Below are 17,285 nucleotides of genomic sequence, written 5' to 3'. Positions count from 1 at the left end.
GGCTCTCGGTGATATCCTCGACTCTCCGAACGGAAACTCCAGCGAGATACATCTCCATGAGAGCTTCTTCTACCGAACTCTCCCTTCGTTTGTATCGATCGATGATCGCCGACTCAAACGGAATTGTTCTAAGTTTCGGAACTTTTAACTTTACTTTTCCGGCTTTTGTTTCGAAGTTTCTATTATACGAACCCGCTCTTGTATCTACTCGATCCGGGTTTCTCTCATACCTTGAGGCTTTGCAGAGTTTATCCGCTTCCTCATCTAAGAGAGCGTTCAGCGTTTCTTCCACTGAGCCTCTTACGAGTTCGCTCAAGTCTTTCTTGAGCTGGGTCTCATCCACTTGAATTACTTTCAGGTGCGCTTTTTCTTCTTCTGCCCTCATTGGGGGGTTCTCCTTTTTTTGAATTTGATCGTTACAAACTCAATCGGCAAGGAGAGCCTTCTCATTCATTCTTAAATCTGCGAAATATTTTGGACGTTATCCACAAGGGATTCACAATCCTGACTTCCCTCGGATGCGAACTGCTGTAATTGAATGGTTTAGAGAAAAGCATATTTATCATGATCAAAACATAATTTATTTCAGCGTCTATGTGCTTCAGATAAAAATGAATGATGGGAAGCAATACGGTGTTTTGGAAAAGGCGACCAAAGATGCAGATGGTATAATCATTGAGGTTAAAAAAACAGCGAGCGAAGCCGCAAAAATATTAAATAGCTTAAGAGATAAAATATCAAGTAAAGTCGTTGATGAGGCAGGGAACAATTTTAAAAATCTACAAGCAGAACATAGCAGATACGAAACAGGATGGTTTATCTCTTTTGTCATTAGCATAATTGTCTTATTTGTTTCTGTAGGCGTTTCACTATTTTGCTATCCATTTCCTGAAGATGCAAGTGTTGCTAAAATAATTAAATACACATTGGAGAAAATGGTCTTAATATTTTTACCTTCTTTAGTAACTAAAATTTCTTTATCAAAATATCGGACCGAACGTCACCTCAATTTTCTCTATTCTCATCGGTCAACTGTATTGTCGCAATTCAAAGAGTTTGAAAATTCTATTTCTGACTCTCAAGATAAAAATCAATTTAGGTTAGAAATAGCTAAATATTTGTTTTCCGACCCGCAAACCGGATATGTTAAAGATTCATTAACTACGGATCTTAATTTTAATCCAATTATTAGTGTGATGGAAAAGTTTGGAAATTCAAAGCCTTCTTAAGTTTAGGTTACGGCGTCTAACTCCGTCTCCTCGCTACGTTCGAGATTTGCTCTGCAAACTCTCACTCCGGCGCCGCACATTTGCTTTGACGTTCGGCTTGTGATCGCTCACTAAGGTTCGCTCAAGCCTCAGTCAATCCCTTCGCGCGTAAGCGCTCCAGAACCGCAAACGTCGATAAACCTAGATCGTTAGGCGTAATCGCTTAAAAATTTCTTCTGACTAAAATAAATCTTGCGAAAATCTCAATATGAGATATTATTCAATTTGTGCATGTAATAAGTAAGCGAAAGATTACAGAATTTATTGAACAATATCCAAAATCGAAATCTTCGTTGGAATTATGGCATAAAGTTTTAAGTAAGACGGATTTTGATAGCTTCCCTGATCTAAGAAAGGTTTTTCCTTCAGTAGATATTGTGCAAAATTTATTCGTTTTTAATATATCTGGAAACAATTTCAGACTTATTGCCGCAATTCACTTTAATAGGAAGAAAGTTTATATCCGAGAAATTTTAACTCATTCAGAGTATAACAAAGGAAAATGGAAGGTATGAAATGATCGCTGAATTAGAAAAAGTAAAGAACGTATGGCCTGAGATTAAAGAAGTGATTTCATACCCAAGAACCCAAAAGCAATATAAGAAGCTTGTGGAGATATTGGATAACTTAATTGATGAGGTGGGCAATAACGAAAAACATCCGTTGGCTCCACTGATGGAAACAATTGGAAACGTCGTTGAATCATATGAATCTGATCATTTTCCAGAAATTGAATCAGATCCAATTGAAATTCTCAAGTCTTTAATGGAAGAACACGGCTTATCGCAAAAAGATATGAAGGAACTTGGTAGTCAAGGTGTTGTATCAGAGATTTTAAATGGTAAAAGGGAATTAAATGTAAGACAAGTCAAAGCTTTGTCTAAAAGATTTAATGTTTCTCCCGCAGTTTTCATTTAAAGTTTTAGTATTAACGCGACTACGCCTAGCTTCGTCTCCTCGCTTCGTTCGGAATCGCTAATGCGATCCTCACTCCGGCTCCGTAGATTGCTTTGCCACCTCGGTTCGCGAGCCGTTCGCTAAGGCTCACTCGAACCTCGTGTCAAGTCCGTCGAGCTTAAGCGCTTGGACACGCAACGTCGAGGAGACTCTTTCGTTAGGCGACTATGATTAAAATAAATTTATGAAAAAAGGTATTTTCGTTTTACTATTTCTGATTCTGATAAAATGTAATGGTGGTCTAAAAAAAGAGGACATTAGATTAACGGTTCCATCTCCTAATGAATTAATAAGGATATTAGAAGAACCGAAACATTGGAAAAACGATTACAGTTATATTAGTTTTAAGAATGGAAAAGCGTCACTGATTTTTTGGGGTGACCCACCTTTGCGTGGAAATGCTAAGTTTAATACTACTGAAAATAAAATTAATATAAATGTAACTAGATTAAGCTATAAAGAATCAACGTATCCCGATAAACAATTTATTTGCGAATATTATTTTAAGGTTCATGATTATTTGCCTGAGAAAATGATAGAATGTTGTTTCGAAAAGAAGAATTGTAAGGAGCCAGCAGTTCATTACGATATTGCTTCTCATAAACCTAAGGATCGTCTGATCAGCATCAGGAATTCCCAATTCGAACAGATAATTACGAAGAATACCAAATATCAAAAGATGTATATTTTAGGTCAAAACCAATCGTCGACAAAAACACAATTATCCGATTCGATTCATTAGTTAATGAAGGTTGCATAAACCCCATTGGTCTTGAGCTTCCTGCAGAAGAATACATCAGAATTCCAAAAGGTGCATCTGTTCGATTAATTGGTCATTCAATAGAAAAAGAGAAGATTTCGAATCAAGAAGCCTATTGGTATTATGTAAAATTACATCCACCTTGTCCAGGAGGATATCCAACAACGAGTGTGGAAGGTTGGATTTTTGGTTCGTTTTTAGAAAAACATGAAAAATAATCCTCGTCGCCTAGCTTCGTCTCCTCGCTCCGTTCGGGATCGCTCATGCGACCCTCACTTCGGGCTAAAGCCACATTTGCTTTGTCACTCGGTTCGCGGGACAGCGCTAAGGTGTCTCGAACATCTTTTAACACGATGAAATATAGCGGCAAACACAGTCCTATCATCTATGCGAGGTCGTCCGCCATTGGAAATGATTCTCGTATACTTAGGGAGCAGCTTTTTTAATTTGAGCCAGATTGATTCCGGAATATCTAAATGTCCTAATGGTAATCTCATGCAATATATATTACATTTAATGATCTTAAGTACAAGCAGGTTTTGGCACAAACTATAAGTATTTTCCTTTTGGAATCTACCAAGTAGCCGTATAATCTCTTTGATATTCCGCTCGACTTACTCCGCTCATTGATACGTAATCTTGCGAACTTGACTAAATAGTGGCTTACGAGACATTCGGTAAAAATAAGTTGCCACTAAAAGCCGGGAGCGAAGTTGTCAAATTCCCGTCGTTAGGCGAAATTCCAGAGCAAACATAACGTATGTTTCGTCTTGAAGCTATAATTCAATCCCACAAAAGAGTGGACCTTCTCGCGGCGGCGATAGGATTTAATGAATTTAGACCGGGTCGGCACAAAACGAGGGATCGTCGCAATGGAAAAACTCGAGAATCGGATGTGACCGCCTCTTGGATAGGTTTTTTTATGCCTTCCTTCTCGGTTCACTCGGCGGTAATGGGTTTCGACGTCTCCGCTCTTACCTATGACCGAAAACCGCTGGATCCAATTTATAGAACCGCAATTGCAACGTTTGAACCTCGCTCCATCGACCCGATTGATATCTATGTTCTCGATTCAGAACGCAAATTCGATCCGCTAAATGCTGCGCTCGCGGAACTTCCGTGGAATAGCACCGAGTGGCATTTAACGTTAGACGGAACGTCCTATACATTCCTATCGCAGACCATGACTCTCTCGGGGTTTTTAAGTTTTGCCAATCCGATTGAGAAATCTTTACTGAACCTTATTAAATTGATGAAGGAATCTCAGACGGAAATACTCGAAAATGGAAACCGATTAGATATTGGGAACCCGCGCATGTGACCCTTCGAGCTTCGAATTCTGCTCGGAATCGCTTATACAATCCAAACTCTGTTCTCTCGTTTGAAGCACTGCCGACTCTGGTTACGAAAAACTCTGGCGCGGCCGGAATCTTCGTTATGCGTCATTGTCAAGAGCCGATGTCAAAAGGAAAACATTACCTATATCGGGACTATTCATTCCTTTTATCTTACGAACAAAAGAATTTGAAGAAAAGATTGCTCTTTACGATGAAAAGGCGATCTCTTAGGGTAAAAAATCCAATGAGTAACGACTACTTCCTAGAAATATTGCGCCAGCGATCGCAACCGCAAGAAAAAAGATTTCTATTTTTCGGGGGAATTTTCACCGTCATCTCAGCCTTGTTGATAGTCTGCGACGTCCTGATCGGCATTTTAAACGGTGTTAATGTATCAAAGATTCCGCAAACTGCAATAGGAAGATTCGAGCAGTTTCGAACGAACCCACTATTAAGTTTATATAATCTTGATTTGTTAACGGTGATCATACAAATTTTCTTAATTCCCTCCTATTTTGCGCTGTATATTGCTCAAAAAGAAAAAATTTATTCTTACAGCCTATTTGCATTCTTAATATTTTTCTTTGGTTCAATTCTTTTGGTATCGAACAACGTTTCATTGGCCATGTACGAATTAAGCATAAAATATTTTTCTACAAATGTCGTATCTGAAAAACTTTTATATTTGGCGGCCGGCGAAGCATTGTTATCGCAAGGAAAACATGGAAGTCCTGCTGTATTTTTAGGATTTTTTTTGCCGAGTATCGCAAACTTATCAATGTCAATAGTCATGTTGAAAAGTGATATATTCGGAAAAGTGAATTCATGGTTCGGAATCATCGGCGCTTTGTTACTGACGATTTATGTAGTTTTTATCAACTTTCACTTTGGTTTTACCGAAACCGCCGCACAATTTGCCGTTCCGGGAGGGCTCTTGTCATTGCTTTGGATGATATTGTACGCAATCCGACTAATTAAACTGTCGAAGGACGATAATTTCGTCTTTGAAAAATATCAAGGCCAATGAAATACGTTAGGCGTTTTGATCTCGCAAATTTCCGCACTTTGGCGAAATATCTGATGAAGTGTTCCTTTATAAAAAATCAAATCCGAGATTCTCATTTGCGTCTATGAAACAAGTTCCTTGAGAATTTCTGAAGATTTTTTTACCTTTAAAGAAAAAGTAAAATTGCGTCGAAGGTTAGCGTTTTATTCTTATCAAGCATTCCCCGCATTCGAAGGTAATAATCATCTCGATTTTCACTCGATCTCGAAGCTAAAAATTTAGAACTGAACGGCAAAGAGAATTTTGAATCCAAGGAACGTTTAGAAACAACTACCGCAGAGTCTCGTCATCTATCGAGCTATTTTAACTTTTCCAAATATTTTGCGAGATTGCCGATATGCTGTTTTCCGCCTTCGATCGCGCCGTATTTCTGATTCACTCTTTCAAGTTCGTCCTTGCTCGGAAAAATCTGTTCCATCGTTAAATTTGAACCTTCTCCGGCTGATTCAAAAATAATTTTAGATTCAAAGTCGACGTCCTTTGCGCCTTCGCCGTCTCCAAGATGTTTATAAAAAATATATTCCGATTTCTTAATATCCGTAAATTGGATTTTATTTTTATAATCGTGTCCGTCCGGGCCATGCATGACGAATTCCCAAATCCCGCCTTTCGAAAAATCCAAACTTTTCGTAGTGAGCGTAAAACCGTCCGGACCCCACCATTCAGAAAGATGCTCCTCGACCGACCAAACCTCGAAAAGAAGATCGACCGGAACCTCAAAGTATCTCTTATAGATGACTTTGTTATTTTCGATGATCGTTTCAGCGCTATTTTTTAACATGGGACCGCTCCTTTTTTATTTTCAAAAGATATTTCTCCAGCTTATCCAGGCGTTGATTCCAAAGGTCTTTGATTTCCCGCAACCAATCCTCCATTTCATTCATCCCTGTGTCGTTAAGACTATAAATTCGCTTTTGCGCATCCTTTCTCATCCGCAGAATTTCGGCCTCTTTCAACACCTTTAAGTGCTGTGAGATAGCGGGCGGGCTCATCTTAAATCTTTCGCTTATCTCCGTCGAGGTAAGGCTTCCCTTTTTCGCAACCAATCTCACAATTTCTCGTCTTGTATCGTCTGCAAGGGCGGCAAAAGCGTTCATGCCTTTATATTTAAGTTAATACTTAATTAAGTCAATACTTAAATATAAAATCGAATAGAATTTTAATCATATCTGAGATTTTCTTAAGGACAGCCTCGATTCTTTTAGGATTTTTTTTAAGGTTCCTATCCTAAACAGAAGAATTCAAAAGGCTGAAAAACCGAATTCTTATTGTTATCCAATCGCCATGGGAACTTCCATTTCGCATTAATAGGCGCCCTTTTTTCGTTCCGCTTCGAGATGAATTTGCAAAAAGGATTTGAACGGACAAATCCGGGAATGGAACCTACCATATTAACCTTTTCTAAAATGACTCCACAGGTGATGAAATGGGAATAAACGACATTGCGCCGGAGCATACTGCGGTTCGAGTAGCATTATGGCGAGCGCTTCACGTTCAAGTAGATTCCAGTCCGCATATTCTCAATGATGAGATCGGTCTTAGACTCGCCGGTGAAGAAAATTGGCGAGACCGTCCGGATATGAATCCGGATTGGACAAGAAGAATTCGATCTTCAATCGTTGCTCGCGCGCGATTTGTTGAAGATTTAGTGGAAGAGCAGGCGAAGTTGGGAACAACGCAGTATGTAATTCTCGGGGCGGGTCTGGATACTTTTGTTCAACGCCAACCTGAAATCGCCTCTCGTCTAACCACTTTTGAAGTGGATCAACCCGGACCTCAGAAATGGAAAGAGAATCGTCTTCTTGAAATCGGCTTTGATCCGATTCCCGAGTTTTTAAAATTTGTTCCCGTTGATTTTGAAGGCGGCGAATCCTGGTGGGACCGGTTAATTGCATCCGGATTTGATCCGAAGAAACCCGCGATCGTAGCTTCGACCGGAGTCTCTATGTATTTAACGAAAGAGGCGAATCTCTCCACGCTTCAGCAAATGTCAAAACTTGCGCCCGGATCCTGCTTTGCGACTACGTATATGCTTCCTATCGATCTTCTTGAACCGGAGGATCAACCTACGCTGGAATTCACGATCAAGAAAACGCGCGAAGCGGGAACTCCTTTTATAAGTTTCTTTACCCCGACTGAAATTTTAGAACTCGCCAAAGAAGCGGGTTTTTCCAAGGCTCGGTATGTCTCTATCGAAGACATTCGACTTCGTTACTTTACGAATCGGGAGGACGGACTGATTCCGGGAAGCGGAGAATGTTTTTTAGTTGCTATGACCTAAGAATTCCTTCCGGTGATTTCAAACGACGACTTTTGAAAAGCGTAGTGATCGAAAGCAATTCGATAAAGAAAAATCCGGATTTTATAAAGATGTCTGCGCATGAAAAGAAATTTCTAAATCGGAACGATACATTTCGAAAACAAAGAAGATTTGTTCTCTTTAATTTTTCTTTACGAAAGGAACCGTTTCCGACAAGCTCTGGTTTATAAGGTTTGCGGTGCGGTTCCCGAATTGTTTTGACAAAGCTGAGAACTTTGTCATAGCCGATTTCGTTCGAGTTACGGATTCCAAACCCGCACAAGGAATAATCAATCCCGGAATAAATCCATGAGCAAGACAAATCCTAAAGTCGACAACTATTTAAGTAAGGCTAAAAAATGGCAAAAAGAATTCGAGATCTTAAGAAAGATCGCACTCGAATGCAAGTTAACGGAAGAGCTTAAGTGGGGTTCTCCTTGTTATACATTCGAAAACAATAATATAGTTTTAATACATGTTTTTAAAGAATATTGTGCGTTTTTGTTTTTCAAAGGGGCTTTGTTAAAGGATCCAGAAGGAATTCTCATCCAACAAACAAAAAACACACAAGCAGCGCGTCAGATTCGTTTTACCGACGTTCGAGAAATCGTTAAGATGAAAACGATTCTTAAAACTTATATAAAGGAAGCGATAGAAACGGAAAGAGCGGGACTCAAAGTAAATTTTAAAACGACCAGGGAATTTGCGATTCCGGAAGAATTCTTAAATAAATTAGAAGAAGTTCCGGAGTTAAAAACCGCCTTTGACGCGCTGACGCCGGGAAGACAAAGAGCTTACATCCTTCACTTCTCAGCGCCGAAACAAGCGAAAACCCGCGAATCAAGAATAGAAAAATGCGTGCAGCCGATCCTCAACGGAAAGGGACTGAATGATCTGAATCCTAGATGACCGATAGAATGAGAAATACGGATTGCCGAATTCTATTGACCGTGGGAGTCGGTTTCACATAACGTTTACTTTGTATCCTCAGGCTTGTTTTTGAAGGCGTGTCCACGGAAAAATCTTAAAAATTCGAAAGTATGCGCTCACACATTACGGTAATCATTCCCAATTCTTCCGAAGACATATACTCTAGTTTAAAGCGAATTTTAGAGCCATATCGTCTCGACGAAGATAATATCAAATCTATCCGTTCTAGACATTGGGACTATTGGTATTTCCCGTCCGAAAACTTGATAGACGAAGAACTAAGATCCGATTACTCCGAAGACGACTCCGAAATTCTAAACAATTCCTGTTACGTCAGAAACTTACCCGAGATTTATTATACGTCCGGGGTGATTCTTCCGAACGGTCCCTGGATCGATCTTCAGGACTTCGGCTGGAGAATGCTTAGGGAACCTTCTTCGCAAAACGGGCGCGCCTGGGGTAAATGGCAAAATAATTTCCATCGGCTTCTTGACCAGCACAAGGAACATATCTGCACACAGGTGATTTGTCACAGTTGAATCCGGAACAAATCTGCGGTCTAAATTTTACGCATTGAACTTCCTTGAGTTTGAGGGAATGAATTTACCTAAGGTGTTAACCCGGATAAATGAATAAGATAATTAGAATATTATTGTTTATTTTTAGACCATTCCTATTTTTTTGCAAGAAGGAAGAGGGGAGCGTTTTGAGGGAAATCTTAGAGGACCATCTGGACGAATTTTTATCCCAAGGAAATCTATTAAAAGAAGCTCATATATCTCTTATCTCTAAATTTAAAGTTAAGGCCGAGGATTACGAAATCGTACATCTCGAACTTGGAAACGACTCCGAAACAAACGCGGAATTCGAACGCTGGAATTACGTGGTTCTTGTTAAAAATCGAGTCGTGATATTCAGGGATTCATCCACAAGAAGACGTGAAATTTTATTCGAGGACCTAACGGGAGACACAATACCCGAAGCGATTCTTTTTACGGATATTGCCGGAAGTCACGCAACCGTATCCAATATAAAGATGATTGACTTCTCATCCGGAAGTCCCGTGATCTTATTCCAAGAGCCTTGGGAATCATTTTCTATGGATCGATATTTTACTTTTTCCAGAGAATTGGCGATCCTAAACGAAGGTTTTCGAATCGAGTCCACAATCGACGTGCCGGCTTGTTTATTCGAATATTTTAATTCTGCAGCGTTTCGAAACCGTTTCGCTCCTTGGTTCAAAGAATCCGTTACTTATTCTTTCCGCGACGGTAAGTTGAATGAAAAACCGAATTCAGTATTTAAAGCCAAGGTTTCAGAACTCGATCGCTTTCTAAATTCTTTCGAGAAACAGTTATCCGAAAAATGTATTTGTATGAAAAACTTATTGCGAAACCGATTAAAACTTTCGTTTCGTCTTATTTTTACGATTCGCTTCAGGAAAGATCGTCCTTTGTGAGCGGGAAATTTCGCTTCGGCTTGACAGAGCGCTTTCGCCTTATCATTTCTCTAGGAAGCGCCGCGTCGTTCGAGCTTGTTACGAATTCAATCTTCAAATGAAAAAGGAGAAAACGTAAAATTATAATGAAAGAAATAATGACGGAGAAGGGAATGTTCGCTCTTTTTCAAGAAGGTGAGATTTATTTGGAAGATCCGAATTCTTTTTTAGAAGCCGCGTACTCGACATCTTCGGAAACGATGATTTTTTCTAAGTCGAATTTTCACGAAAAATTCTACGATTTAAGATCTGGATTTGCCGGAGAAATTTTGCAGAAGATAGCTAATTACAAACTGAGGATGATTATTTTAGGCGACTTTTCAGAGTACAATTCCAAAAGTTTTCAAGATTTTATCTACGAAAGCAATCAAAGCGGAAAAGTAATCTTTGCTTCGGATTTAGAAGAGGCGTTGAAATTGTTAAGATAAACATCTTTTTGCAAATCGAAAACCGTTCGAGTCGTCAGAAGAAACGAACGGTGACGAGGTGAAAATTCCGTCCTTGTGCATGAGAAATTAATTCACATGCACGTCCCGAGTCCGCTTAGTTTAAGTCGTCGATTTTCAAATCGTTAGGCGCAGGTTGGCCCTGGCCGACTTCGACAAGATTCTTTAAACTAAGTAAAAAAGTCGCCCACTTCATACTGCAATGCGCGGTGAACTCGCTTTCATTTTTCCAGTCTTGGTGACGAAAATGAATGATCGTCATCCCTTCTCCATCCGGAGCCTTGCTTCCGTTCAATTTGAAATCGATATGAGAACCGATCCAGTCTTCCGGACCGGAAGTGCATTCCCAGAGAACACGTTGTGGAGCAAGTTCCTTAACCTTCATTTCCATGTCGGCCTTGTGTCCGAAACTGAATCGAATCGTTTCTCCCGTTGCGGAAGTTCCTCCGTAGAACGATCCTTGAACGTCGTTGGTCCACCAGCCCGCAAGACCCGCTTGTGTCGTCAGAGCTTGAATCACTTTCTCGGCTCCGGAACGTATTCCAATTTTGTGATAGATTCCGTTCATATTTTTATCCTTCCTCATTCCTTTATTTTTCTTTCCGGCTTAGCCGATAAAGACGTTAACTCTTCTTGTTAAACCACTCTGCGTAAGCGTCTAGAATATGAGTCCAACCGTAAGTATGTGATTGAATCTCCGCTTCGCTTGTAAGACGTTCGTGAAGCAAGGTCACAAGCGTCTGCGGTTTTTGGATCGAACCGGAAGAACTTTCGACCGTCGTCATAGGAAGCGCGGTAAAAGTGACGGTAACAAGAGTGTCGCGTCCTCCGGTCGCATGGGAACGCCACGTAAAGACCAGCTTAGTCGGCTCTTCGATGATTTGATACTCGCCTTCGTGAGGAAGAGTTTTACCGTTGAGCGACATATCGATTCTAAACTTACCGCCCGGACGCGGATCGATGACGACCGATTCTACTATGGGATCTCCGCTCAGAAACCAGCGCGAAAAATTTTCAGTCTCGAGCCAGGCTCTAAACAATCGGGTTTGGTCGGCGTTAATTTTTTTTTCGACTTTTAATACGGGGTTTGTCATTTTTTAATTCCTCTTCTTGTATAAACGCTTCCAGTCTGTCTAGTTTGTTGGTCCAGAATTCTTGATGATAAGCGAGCCAGGCGAAGGCTTCCGAGACCGCTTTGCTTTGCAGCTCAAGCCTAAAACTTCTTCCGTCCTCCGGCGTTCTTATCTTACGCACCAAACCGGCAGCGTTCAAAACGTCGATATGTTTGGCGACTCCGGCAAACGACATCGAAAATGGTTCCGCTAGCTCCGAAATCGTAAGCGATCGGTCCCGCAAACGTACGAGCATTTTTCTTCTCGAGTGATCGGCCAGCGCGGCGAACACCCGATCGAGCTTCTCTTCCTTTTTCAATAATTCAACCATTTAGTTGAGTAAATAAGATTCGGAGATTTTGTCAAATATTAAACCGTTTAGTTTAATATATTTAAGGCCCCGCTTGGATTTCGGTTTTGGAGTTTTTAGGATTTAAGAATGGGAATTACCGTCTGAGTAGATTCAAAATTCTTATCCCGAACGGGATCCGGAAGAATGGTGAAAATAAAGTCGAACGGCTCGAATCAGCGTGACGCCCGACCTTTTTTTAAAGGATCGAATTCTTATCGTCGCGCGATTGAAATCAATAGTCGGAGAAGAATTTTAGAAAGAATGGATCCCCATCGAAACGTTAGGCGAAAAAAGCACGATCGGAATCGGAATTCTCATGTCACTTTCGGAGAACAAAACCCAAGGACTCTCCGGGTCGTTCCAAATAAAAAAGTAAACCCATCCATTTTTTTTGGAAACGATGTCCAATTCCCGAAACCCAGACGAACATATCTCTACAATCCCGTTCCACAAGGAGTATCTGAATGAACGAATTTACACGGTTGTCCCGCTTTTTATTTTTTGCGGGCAAAGGAAATCACGGAACGATCCGGGACACGGACCCGATCGAATACGAAAATAGGCTCCGCAACTTTTTAATGCGAAAACGTTTTTATTTCCAGGGAGATTTTTGATATGAATGAATTCTTAATATTGATGCGATTGGATCTGATCACAAAAGAAGCTCAGCCTTCGCCGCAACAACTTCAAGTATATATGAAACAGTATCACGATTGGGTGGAGGAAATCGTCGCTCAAAGAAAATTTATCGGAGGCAAAGGACTTTCTACGGAAGGGAAGGTAATCAAACCCAATCAGGTGATCATCGACGGACCCTTCGTTGAGATCAAAGAATCTCTGGCAGGTTTTATTTCGATCTTAGCGGAAGATTTCGAAGACGCGGTCGAGATCGCAAAAAAATGTCCCATCTTAGGCGGAGCAGGGAACAGCGTGGAAGTGAGACAGATCGTTTCGGTTCACGAAAAAGGATAAGAATTTTGACGTTTCCGAAAAATTTCTGCGGAGACGATTTTTAATTATGAAAGTCGACGATCTGATCCCGGATCTTTTTCGGACCGAATATAGAAAGATCATTTCCGTGTTGTGTAAACGTTTCGGTTTTGATCACATCGAAATCGCGGAAGATATTGCGAGCGAGACCTTTCTTACGGCGGCTCAGACCTGGGGTTTGAACGGCCTTCCCGATCATCCGAAGGCTTGGCTTTACGGCGTCGCAAAGAACAAGGCAAAAAATTATTTACATCGAGATTCGATCCTTAGAAACAAAATCCTCCCTGAATTAAAAAAAGATTCCGCGGATTTTTCAGAAAGGGAAATCGATCTTTCGAATCAAAATATCGAAGACAGTCAGCTTCAGATGATGTTCGCAGTTTGTCATCCGTCCATTTCCAAAGAGGCGCAGATCGGACTTTCTCTTCGAATTCTTTGCGGGTTCGGGATCGAGGAGATCGCGGACGCTTTTCTTACAAACAAGGAAACGATCAACAAACGACTCTTTCGAGCGAAAGAAAAACTTAGAAACGAAAACGTCAAGATCGAACTCCCCGATCCAGTCGAAATTGAAGAACGTCTCGATTCCGTCTTGACCACCGTCTATTTATTGTTTAGCGAAGGATTCTATTCCACGAGCCGGAATACGACTCTACATAAGGGACTTTCTCTCGAAGCGATTCGATTGTGTACGATTCTCGCAGAAAACCCGAACACGAACAAACCTCAAGTCAACGCGCTCCTTGCGCTGATGTGTTTTCATATTTCGCGATTCGAAGCGAGGTTAGACGAAACTGGCGAGCCGATCTTATACGGAGAACAAAACACAAATCTCTGGAACTCGGAATGGATCGCCAAAGGAGAATTTTTTCTTCACAGGGCAACGGGCGGGAATCAAGTCTCAAAGTTTCATCTCGAAGCGGGAATCGCCTATTGGCACACGAGAAAAGAGAACACGAAAGAAAAATGGAGGAACGTTCTGAGACTCTACGATCATCTCGTTACGATCGAAACATCTCCCGTAATCCTTCTCAACCGCATCTTTGCGCTTTCCAAAGTCCGCGGAAAAGAGGAAGCGATTCGAGAAGCGGAAAATCTTCGTTTCGAAGACAATCGTTACTTCTTTCTTCTTCTCGGAGAATTGTACACAACGCTTGACGACAAACAATCCGAGCTTCACTTTCAAAAAGCGCTTTCCCTTTCTAAAACTCAAAGCGAGAAGAATTCGATTCGAAAGAAAATAGATCTTCTCCGCGGATAGAATCAAAAATTCAGAGAGTAATTTTAGAATCGTTCCGTCCGCTTCCGCGGCGCGTTTTTCGAATTTGACGTTTTATAAAAGAGCAGATTTCCATCCCTTCGTCAAAAACTTATGGATTGATTTTAAGGAACATTCTTCTTTCTTTGAAACTAGATTTCGATCCCTCTAAGGAACGGTTCCATGTTTAAAGATAAAAAAAATCCGCTATTCGTTTGTATTCTTCTCGGTTTTGGTACGGTTCTCGGTCTTTCCGGGATCGACTTAGTTCTTCCGAGTATTCCCAAACTTCCCGAAATTTTGGGAGGAGATCAAACAAGTTCTCAATTCGTGATCGCGTCCTTTGTCGCCGGAACCGCGTTCGGGATGCTTCTTTTCGGAAACGTTTCCTCTCGGATCGGCGCTTCTTCTCTTCTCTTTTTTTCTCTCTCCGGATATTCTCTGACTTCCTTTTTATGCACTCTGTCGCCTAACCTAGATTTGCTGATTGTCTTCCGATTTTTTCAAGGTTTATCCTCTTCCGCGGCGGCGGTTCTTGCTCCTGGAATTATCAAAGACCTCTTCGACGAAAAGGGCGCGGCCAAAGCCTTAGGGATTTTGGGAAGCGTCGAGTCTTTGATACCGGCGCTCGCTCCCATTCTCGGAGTGTGGTTTCTGAGCATCGGTAACTGGAAATATTCATTTTTTGTAACATCTTTTCTTTCCTTTATACTCGCCCTGGTCTTTTTTTCGATCCGATTCCGCGGAGACGCGCCGCCTCCTTCCGGTTCGAAACCCGGATCGTATAGGATTCTTCTTTTGTCTCCAGTCTTTCAACGATATTCCCTAAGCCAGGCGCTCAACTTAGGAGGTCTTCTCGTTTTTGTGTTCGGGGCGCCGGTCGTGATCGTTAAGACGATGAATTCGGATATCCATCAGTTCGCACGGATGCAGACGATCGGAGTCGTATTCTTTATCATAGGCGCGGTTCTTTCTTCTTCCTATTTGAATCGGAAAATAAATTCGGAACATCTCGTTTCGATCGGAACGGGACTTTGTCTTTTGTCTTCCGTCTTAATGATCGTCTTCTCTCTCCTCGGACAGAATCATCCGCTCACCATTCTTCTTATTTTTCCTATTATGAATTTCGGATTGGGGCTTCGAGGTCCGAACGGTTTTCTCAAGGGGATCATAGCGGCTAACGGAGACGACAACAGAGGATCTTCCCTGATTCTTCTTTCCATAATTTCAGTGTCCGCGGGCGGGACTGCGATCGTCGCTCCATTTTTAAATCACGGTCTTCTCGCGTTGAGTTTGTTCGTTGGAATTCTTCATACGATCGCTTGTTTAGTTTTGATCTTTCTCCCTTCTTTACCTTCCGATTCGAATTGAAGAATGCGTTATAATGAGCTTGGGAGTAAAAGAGGAAAAGGATTGACGCGTTCGAGTCGGAACCGAACCCTTTGAAAGAAAAGTCCTATTCCGAATATGATACAAGAACTGCAACTTCGAGTTGCTCCCGAAGTTGCGGGGCAGGAAGAAGAACTTCGAACGTTTATTTCTAAAACTCTCAAAATAGATTCTAAAGAAATCCGTCATATCGAAATCGTGAATCGTTCGATCGACGCGAGACAAAAAACGATCTACTTCAATCTAAAGGTTTTGGTTTTCATTCACGAAGACTTCGTGGAAAAGCCCATTCTTCTTCCGGATTATCCTAACGTTTCGAACGCGGAAGAAGTCATCGTCGTGGGCGCCGGTCCCGCAGGACTCTTCGCTTGTCTTCAATTGATTCTTTCCGGTAAAAAACCGATTCTTCTGGAAAGAGGAAAGGACGTAAAAAATCGTCCCCTCGATCTAAAAGAGATCAACATTCATCACAACGTGAACGAAGATTCCAATTATTGTTTCGGAGAAGGCGGAGCGGGAACGTATTCGGACGGCAAACTCTACACAAGATCGAAAAAAAGAGGAAACGTTCGCGAAATTTTAGAACTCCTCGTCGGCTTCGGCGCGAGCAGGGATATTTTGATCGAAGCGCATCCGCACATAGGAACGAACAAACTTCCGAAAATAGTAAAAAACATCCGCGAAAAGATAATCGAACGCGGCGGAGAGGTTCATTTTAATCAAAGGGTTGTGGATCTTTTATTAAACGGAAATCGGATCGTCGGAGTTGAAACCAAAAACGGCGATAAAATATATGCAAAAAAAGTAATTCTTGCCACCGGCCATTCCGCAAGGGACGTCTTCGAATTGTTAAACCAAAAACAAATCGAAATCGAACTCAAACTTCTCGCGGTCGGAGTCAGGGTCGAACATCAACAATCGTTGATCGATTCGATTCAGTACAGCTGTGAGACGCGCGGCCCATTTCTTCCGCCTTCTCCTTACAGCATCGTGAAACAAGTGAACGGAAGGGGAGTCTATTCCTTTTGTATGTGCCCCGGCGGGGTCGTCGCGGCTTGCGCAACCAAACCGGAAGAAATCGTAACGAACGGATGGTCGTCTTCCAAAAGGGCACGGCCTTCCGCGAACTCCGGAATCGTAGTAGAATTAAGACGTGAAGATTTCAAACCTTTCGCCGAATTCGGCGCGTTAGCCGCCATGGAATTCCAAAAATCGATCGAACACAACGCCTGGATCGCCGGAGGAAAAAGACAAACCGCACCAGCACAAAAACTCGGAGACTTTGTAAATGGGAAACTTTCCGTCGATCTTCCGAAAACCTCCTACACTCCCGGAATCAAATCCGTGGAATTAAAAAACGTACTTCCCGATTTTATCTATCGATCCCTGCAACTCGCGTTCAAAGAATTCGACAAATCGATGCGGGGTTATCTTACGAACGAAGCCGTCGTACACGCGCCTGAAACGCGTACTTCCTCTCCGGTAAGCATTCCTCGGAATCCGGAAACATTGGAACACGTAAGAATTCAGGGATTGTATCCTTGCGGAGAAGGAGCTGGTTATGCGGGTGGAATCGTGTCCGCGGCAATGGACGGAATCCGGTGCGCCCTTGCTTGCGCATAA

Annotated in this window: 22 protein-coding genes; 16 read left to right on the top strand and 6 right to left on the bottom strand. The window is 41.8% G+C overall.

The features are described 5' to 3' along the window. The coding region (locus CH376_RS02290) for a transposase (protein WP_207769131.1) at nucleotides 1-385 on the bottom strand (385 nt) is incomplete at its 3' end. A 133-nt stretch (nucleotides 386-518) separates the two neighbouring features. On the opposite strand from CH376_RS02290, the gene CH376_RS02285 reads away from it, so the two are divergent. From CH376_RS02285 to CH376_RS02250, 6 genes are all read left to right on the top strand, one after another. Further along, a complete protein-coding gene (locus CH376_RS02285) occupies nucleotides 519-1,229 on the top strand; it encodes a hypothetical protein (protein WP_100786609.1) in 711 nt (236 codons plus the stop codon). A gap of 266 nt (nucleotides 1,230-1,495) precedes the next feature. After that, nucleotides 1,496-1,783: a type II toxin-antitoxin system HigB family toxin gene (locus CH376_RS02280; RefSeq protein WP_100786608.1), complete on the top strand. Its 288-nt coding sequence runs from the start codon at nucleotides 1,496-1,498 to the stop codon at nucleotides 1,781-1,783. A gap of 1 nt (nucleotide 1,784) precedes the next feature. Next, nucleotides 1,785-2,186 (top strand): helix-turn-helix domain-containing protein, encoded by a 402-nt coding sequence (locus CH376_RS02275; protein WP_100786607.1) that lies wholly within the window; start codon nucleotides 1,785-1,787, stop codon nucleotides 2,184-2,186. Nucleotides 2,187-2,409: 223 nt separating this feature from the next. Beyond that, on the top strand, nucleotides 2,410-2,967 hold the full coding sequence (locus tag CH376_RS24400) for a hypothetical protein (RefSeq protein WP_243394771.1): 558 nt from the start codon (nucleotides 2,410-2,412) through the stop codon (nucleotides 2,965-2,967). A gap of 817 nt (nucleotides 2,968-3,784) precedes the next feature. Then, on the top strand, nucleotides 3,785-4,306 hold the full coding sequence (locus CH376_RS02255) for a hypothetical protein (protein WP_125231952.1): 522 nt from the start codon (nucleotides 3,785-3,787) through the stop codon (nucleotides 4,304-4,306). A 260-nt stretch (nucleotides 4,307-4,566) separates the two neighbouring features. After that, nucleotides 4,567-5,349: a hypothetical protein gene (locus tag CH376_RS02250; RefSeq protein WP_125231951.1), complete on the top strand. Its 783-nt coding sequence runs from the start codon at nucleotides 4,567-4,569 to the stop codon at nucleotides 5,347-5,349. A 337-nt stretch (nucleotides 5,350-5,686) separates the two neighbouring features. Here the strand turns inward: CH376_RS02250 and CH376_RS02245 are convergent, their stop codons facing one another. Together CH376_RS02245 and CH376_RS02240 are read right to left on the bottom strand one after the other, a co-directional pair. Further along, nucleotides 5,687-6,169 carry an SRPBCC family protein gene (locus CH376_RS02245; protein ID WP_100786603.1) on the bottom strand — a complete coding sequence of 161 codons (483 nt, stop codon included), beginning with the start codon at nucleotides 6,167-6,169 and terminating at the stop codon, nucleotides 5,687-5,689. Continuing rightward, nucleotides 6,156-6,485: an ArsR/SmtB family transcription factor gene (locus tag CH376_RS02240; protein WP_100786602.1), complete on the bottom strand. Its 330-nt coding sequence runs from the start codon at nucleotides 6,483-6,485 to the stop codon at nucleotides 6,156-6,158. The genes CH376_RS02245 and CH376_RS02240 overlap by 14 nt, the downstream gene beginning before the upstream one ends. A gap of 329 nt (nucleotides 6,486-6,814) precedes the next feature. Between CH376_RS02240 and CH376_RS02235 the strand changes: the two genes are divergently transcribed. The 5 genes from CH376_RS02235 (at nucleotide 6,815) to CH376_RS02210 (ending at nucleotide 10,543) form a co-directional block, all read left to right on the top strand. Continuing rightward, nucleotides 6,815-7,669: a class I SAM-dependent methyltransferase gene (locus CH376_RS02235; RefSeq protein WP_100786601.1), complete on the top strand. Its 855-nt coding sequence runs from the start codon at nucleotides 6,815-6,817 to the stop codon at nucleotides 7,667-7,669. 327 nt (nucleotides 7,670-7,996) lie between these two features. Further along, nucleotides 7,997-8,596 carry a YdeI/OmpD-associated family protein gene (locus CH376_RS02225; RefSeq protein ID WP_100786599.1) on the top strand — a complete coding sequence of 200 codons (600 nt, stop codon included), beginning with the start codon at nucleotides 7,997-7,999 and terminating at the stop codon, nucleotides 8,594-8,596. Between the two features lie 131 nt (nucleotides 8,597-8,727). Further along, complete coding sequence (locus CH376_RS02220) at nucleotides 8,728-9,156, top strand: hypothetical protein (RefSeq protein ID WP_100786598.1); 429 nt, start codon at nucleotides 8,728-8,730, stop codon at nucleotides 9,154-9,156. A 167-nt stretch (nucleotides 9,157-9,323) separates the two neighbouring features. Next, nucleotides 9,324-10,076, top strand: a complete 753-nt coding sequence (locus CH376_RS02215) for a hypothetical protein (RefSeq protein WP_100786597.1) — start codon at nucleotides 9,324-9,326, stop codon at nucleotides 10,074-10,076. Between the two features lie 125 nt (nucleotides 10,077-10,201). Continuing rightward, entirely contained in the window at nucleotides 10,202-10,543 is a 342-nt protein-coding gene (locus CH376_RS02210; protein ID WP_100786596.1) for a DUF4180 domain-containing protein, read from the top strand. Between the two features lie 115 nt (nucleotides 10,544-10,658). Here CH376_RS02210 and CH376_RS02205 read toward each other — a convergent pair whose 3' ends face one another. Genes CH376_RS02205 through CH376_RS02195 form a run of 3 tightly spaced genes read right to left on the bottom strand, consistent with a single transcriptional unit; the run spans nucleotide 10,659 to nucleotide 11,929 of the window. Further along, nucleotides 10,659-11,129, bottom strand: coding sequence for an SRPBCC family protein (locus CH376_RS02205; protein WP_100786623.1), 471 nt, complete (start codon nucleotides 11,127-11,129; stop codon nucleotides 10,659-10,661). A 55-nt stretch (nucleotides 11,130-11,184) separates the two neighbouring features. Then, entirely contained in the window at nucleotides 11,185-11,655 is a 471-nt protein-coding gene (locus CH376_RS02200; protein WP_100786595.1) for an SRPBCC family protein, read from the bottom strand. Beyond that, nucleotides 11,618-11,929, bottom strand: coding sequence for an ArsR/SmtB family transcription factor (locus CH376_RS02195; RefSeq protein ID WP_243394773.1), 312 nt, complete (start codon nucleotides 11,927-11,929; stop codon nucleotides 11,618-11,620). The genes CH376_RS02200 and CH376_RS02195 overlap by 38 nt, the downstream gene beginning before the upstream one ends. Before the next feature lie 560 nt (nucleotides 11,930-12,489). Between CH376_RS02195 and CH376_RS24145 the strand changes: the two genes are divergently transcribed. The 5 genes from CH376_RS24145 to CH376_RS02170 all read left to right on the top strand — a co-directional run bounded on the left by CH376_RS24145 (nucleotide 12,490) and on the right by CH376_RS02170 (nucleotide 17,285). Then, a complete protein-coding gene (locus CH376_RS24145; protein ID WP_165781788.1) occupies nucleotides 12,490-12,639 on the top strand; it encodes a hypothetical protein in 150 nt (49 codons plus the stop codon). 1 nt (nucleotide 12,640) lies between these two features. Continuing rightward, nucleotides 12,641-12,997, top strand: coding sequence for a YciI family protein (locus CH376_RS02185; protein ID WP_100786593.1), 357 nt, complete (start codon nucleotides 12,641-12,643; stop codon nucleotides 12,995-12,997). Nucleotides 12,998-13,043: 46 nt separating this feature from the next. Then, nucleotides 13,044-14,276, top strand: coding sequence for an RNA polymerase sigma factor (locus CH376_RS02180; protein ID WP_100786592.1), 1,233 nt, complete (start codon nucleotides 13,044-13,046; stop codon nucleotides 14,274-14,276). A 180-nt stretch (nucleotides 14,277-14,456) separates the two neighbouring features. Beyond that, the gene (locus CH376_RS02175; RefSeq protein ID WP_100786591.1) at nucleotides 14,457-15,644 is read left to right on the top strand and encodes an MFS transporter; all 1,188 of its coding nucleotides are present in this window, start codon (nucleotides 14,457-14,459) and stop codon (nucleotides 15,642-15,644) included. Nucleotides 15,645-15,740: 96 nt separating this feature from the next. Then, nucleotides 15,741-17,285: an NAD(P)/FAD-dependent oxidoreductase gene (locus CH376_RS02170; protein WP_100786590.1), complete on the top strand. Its 1,545-nt coding sequence runs from the start codon at nucleotides 15,741-15,743 to the stop codon at nucleotides 17,283-17,285.

This window comes from Leptospira adleri (genome assembly GCF_002811985.1).
GTDB lineage: Bacteria > Spirochaetota > Leptospiria > Leptospirales > Leptospiraceae > Leptospira > Leptospira adleri.
Note: the sequence above shows the minus strand (reverse complement) of the source record. Positions and strands in the feature narration are given on the sequence as shown.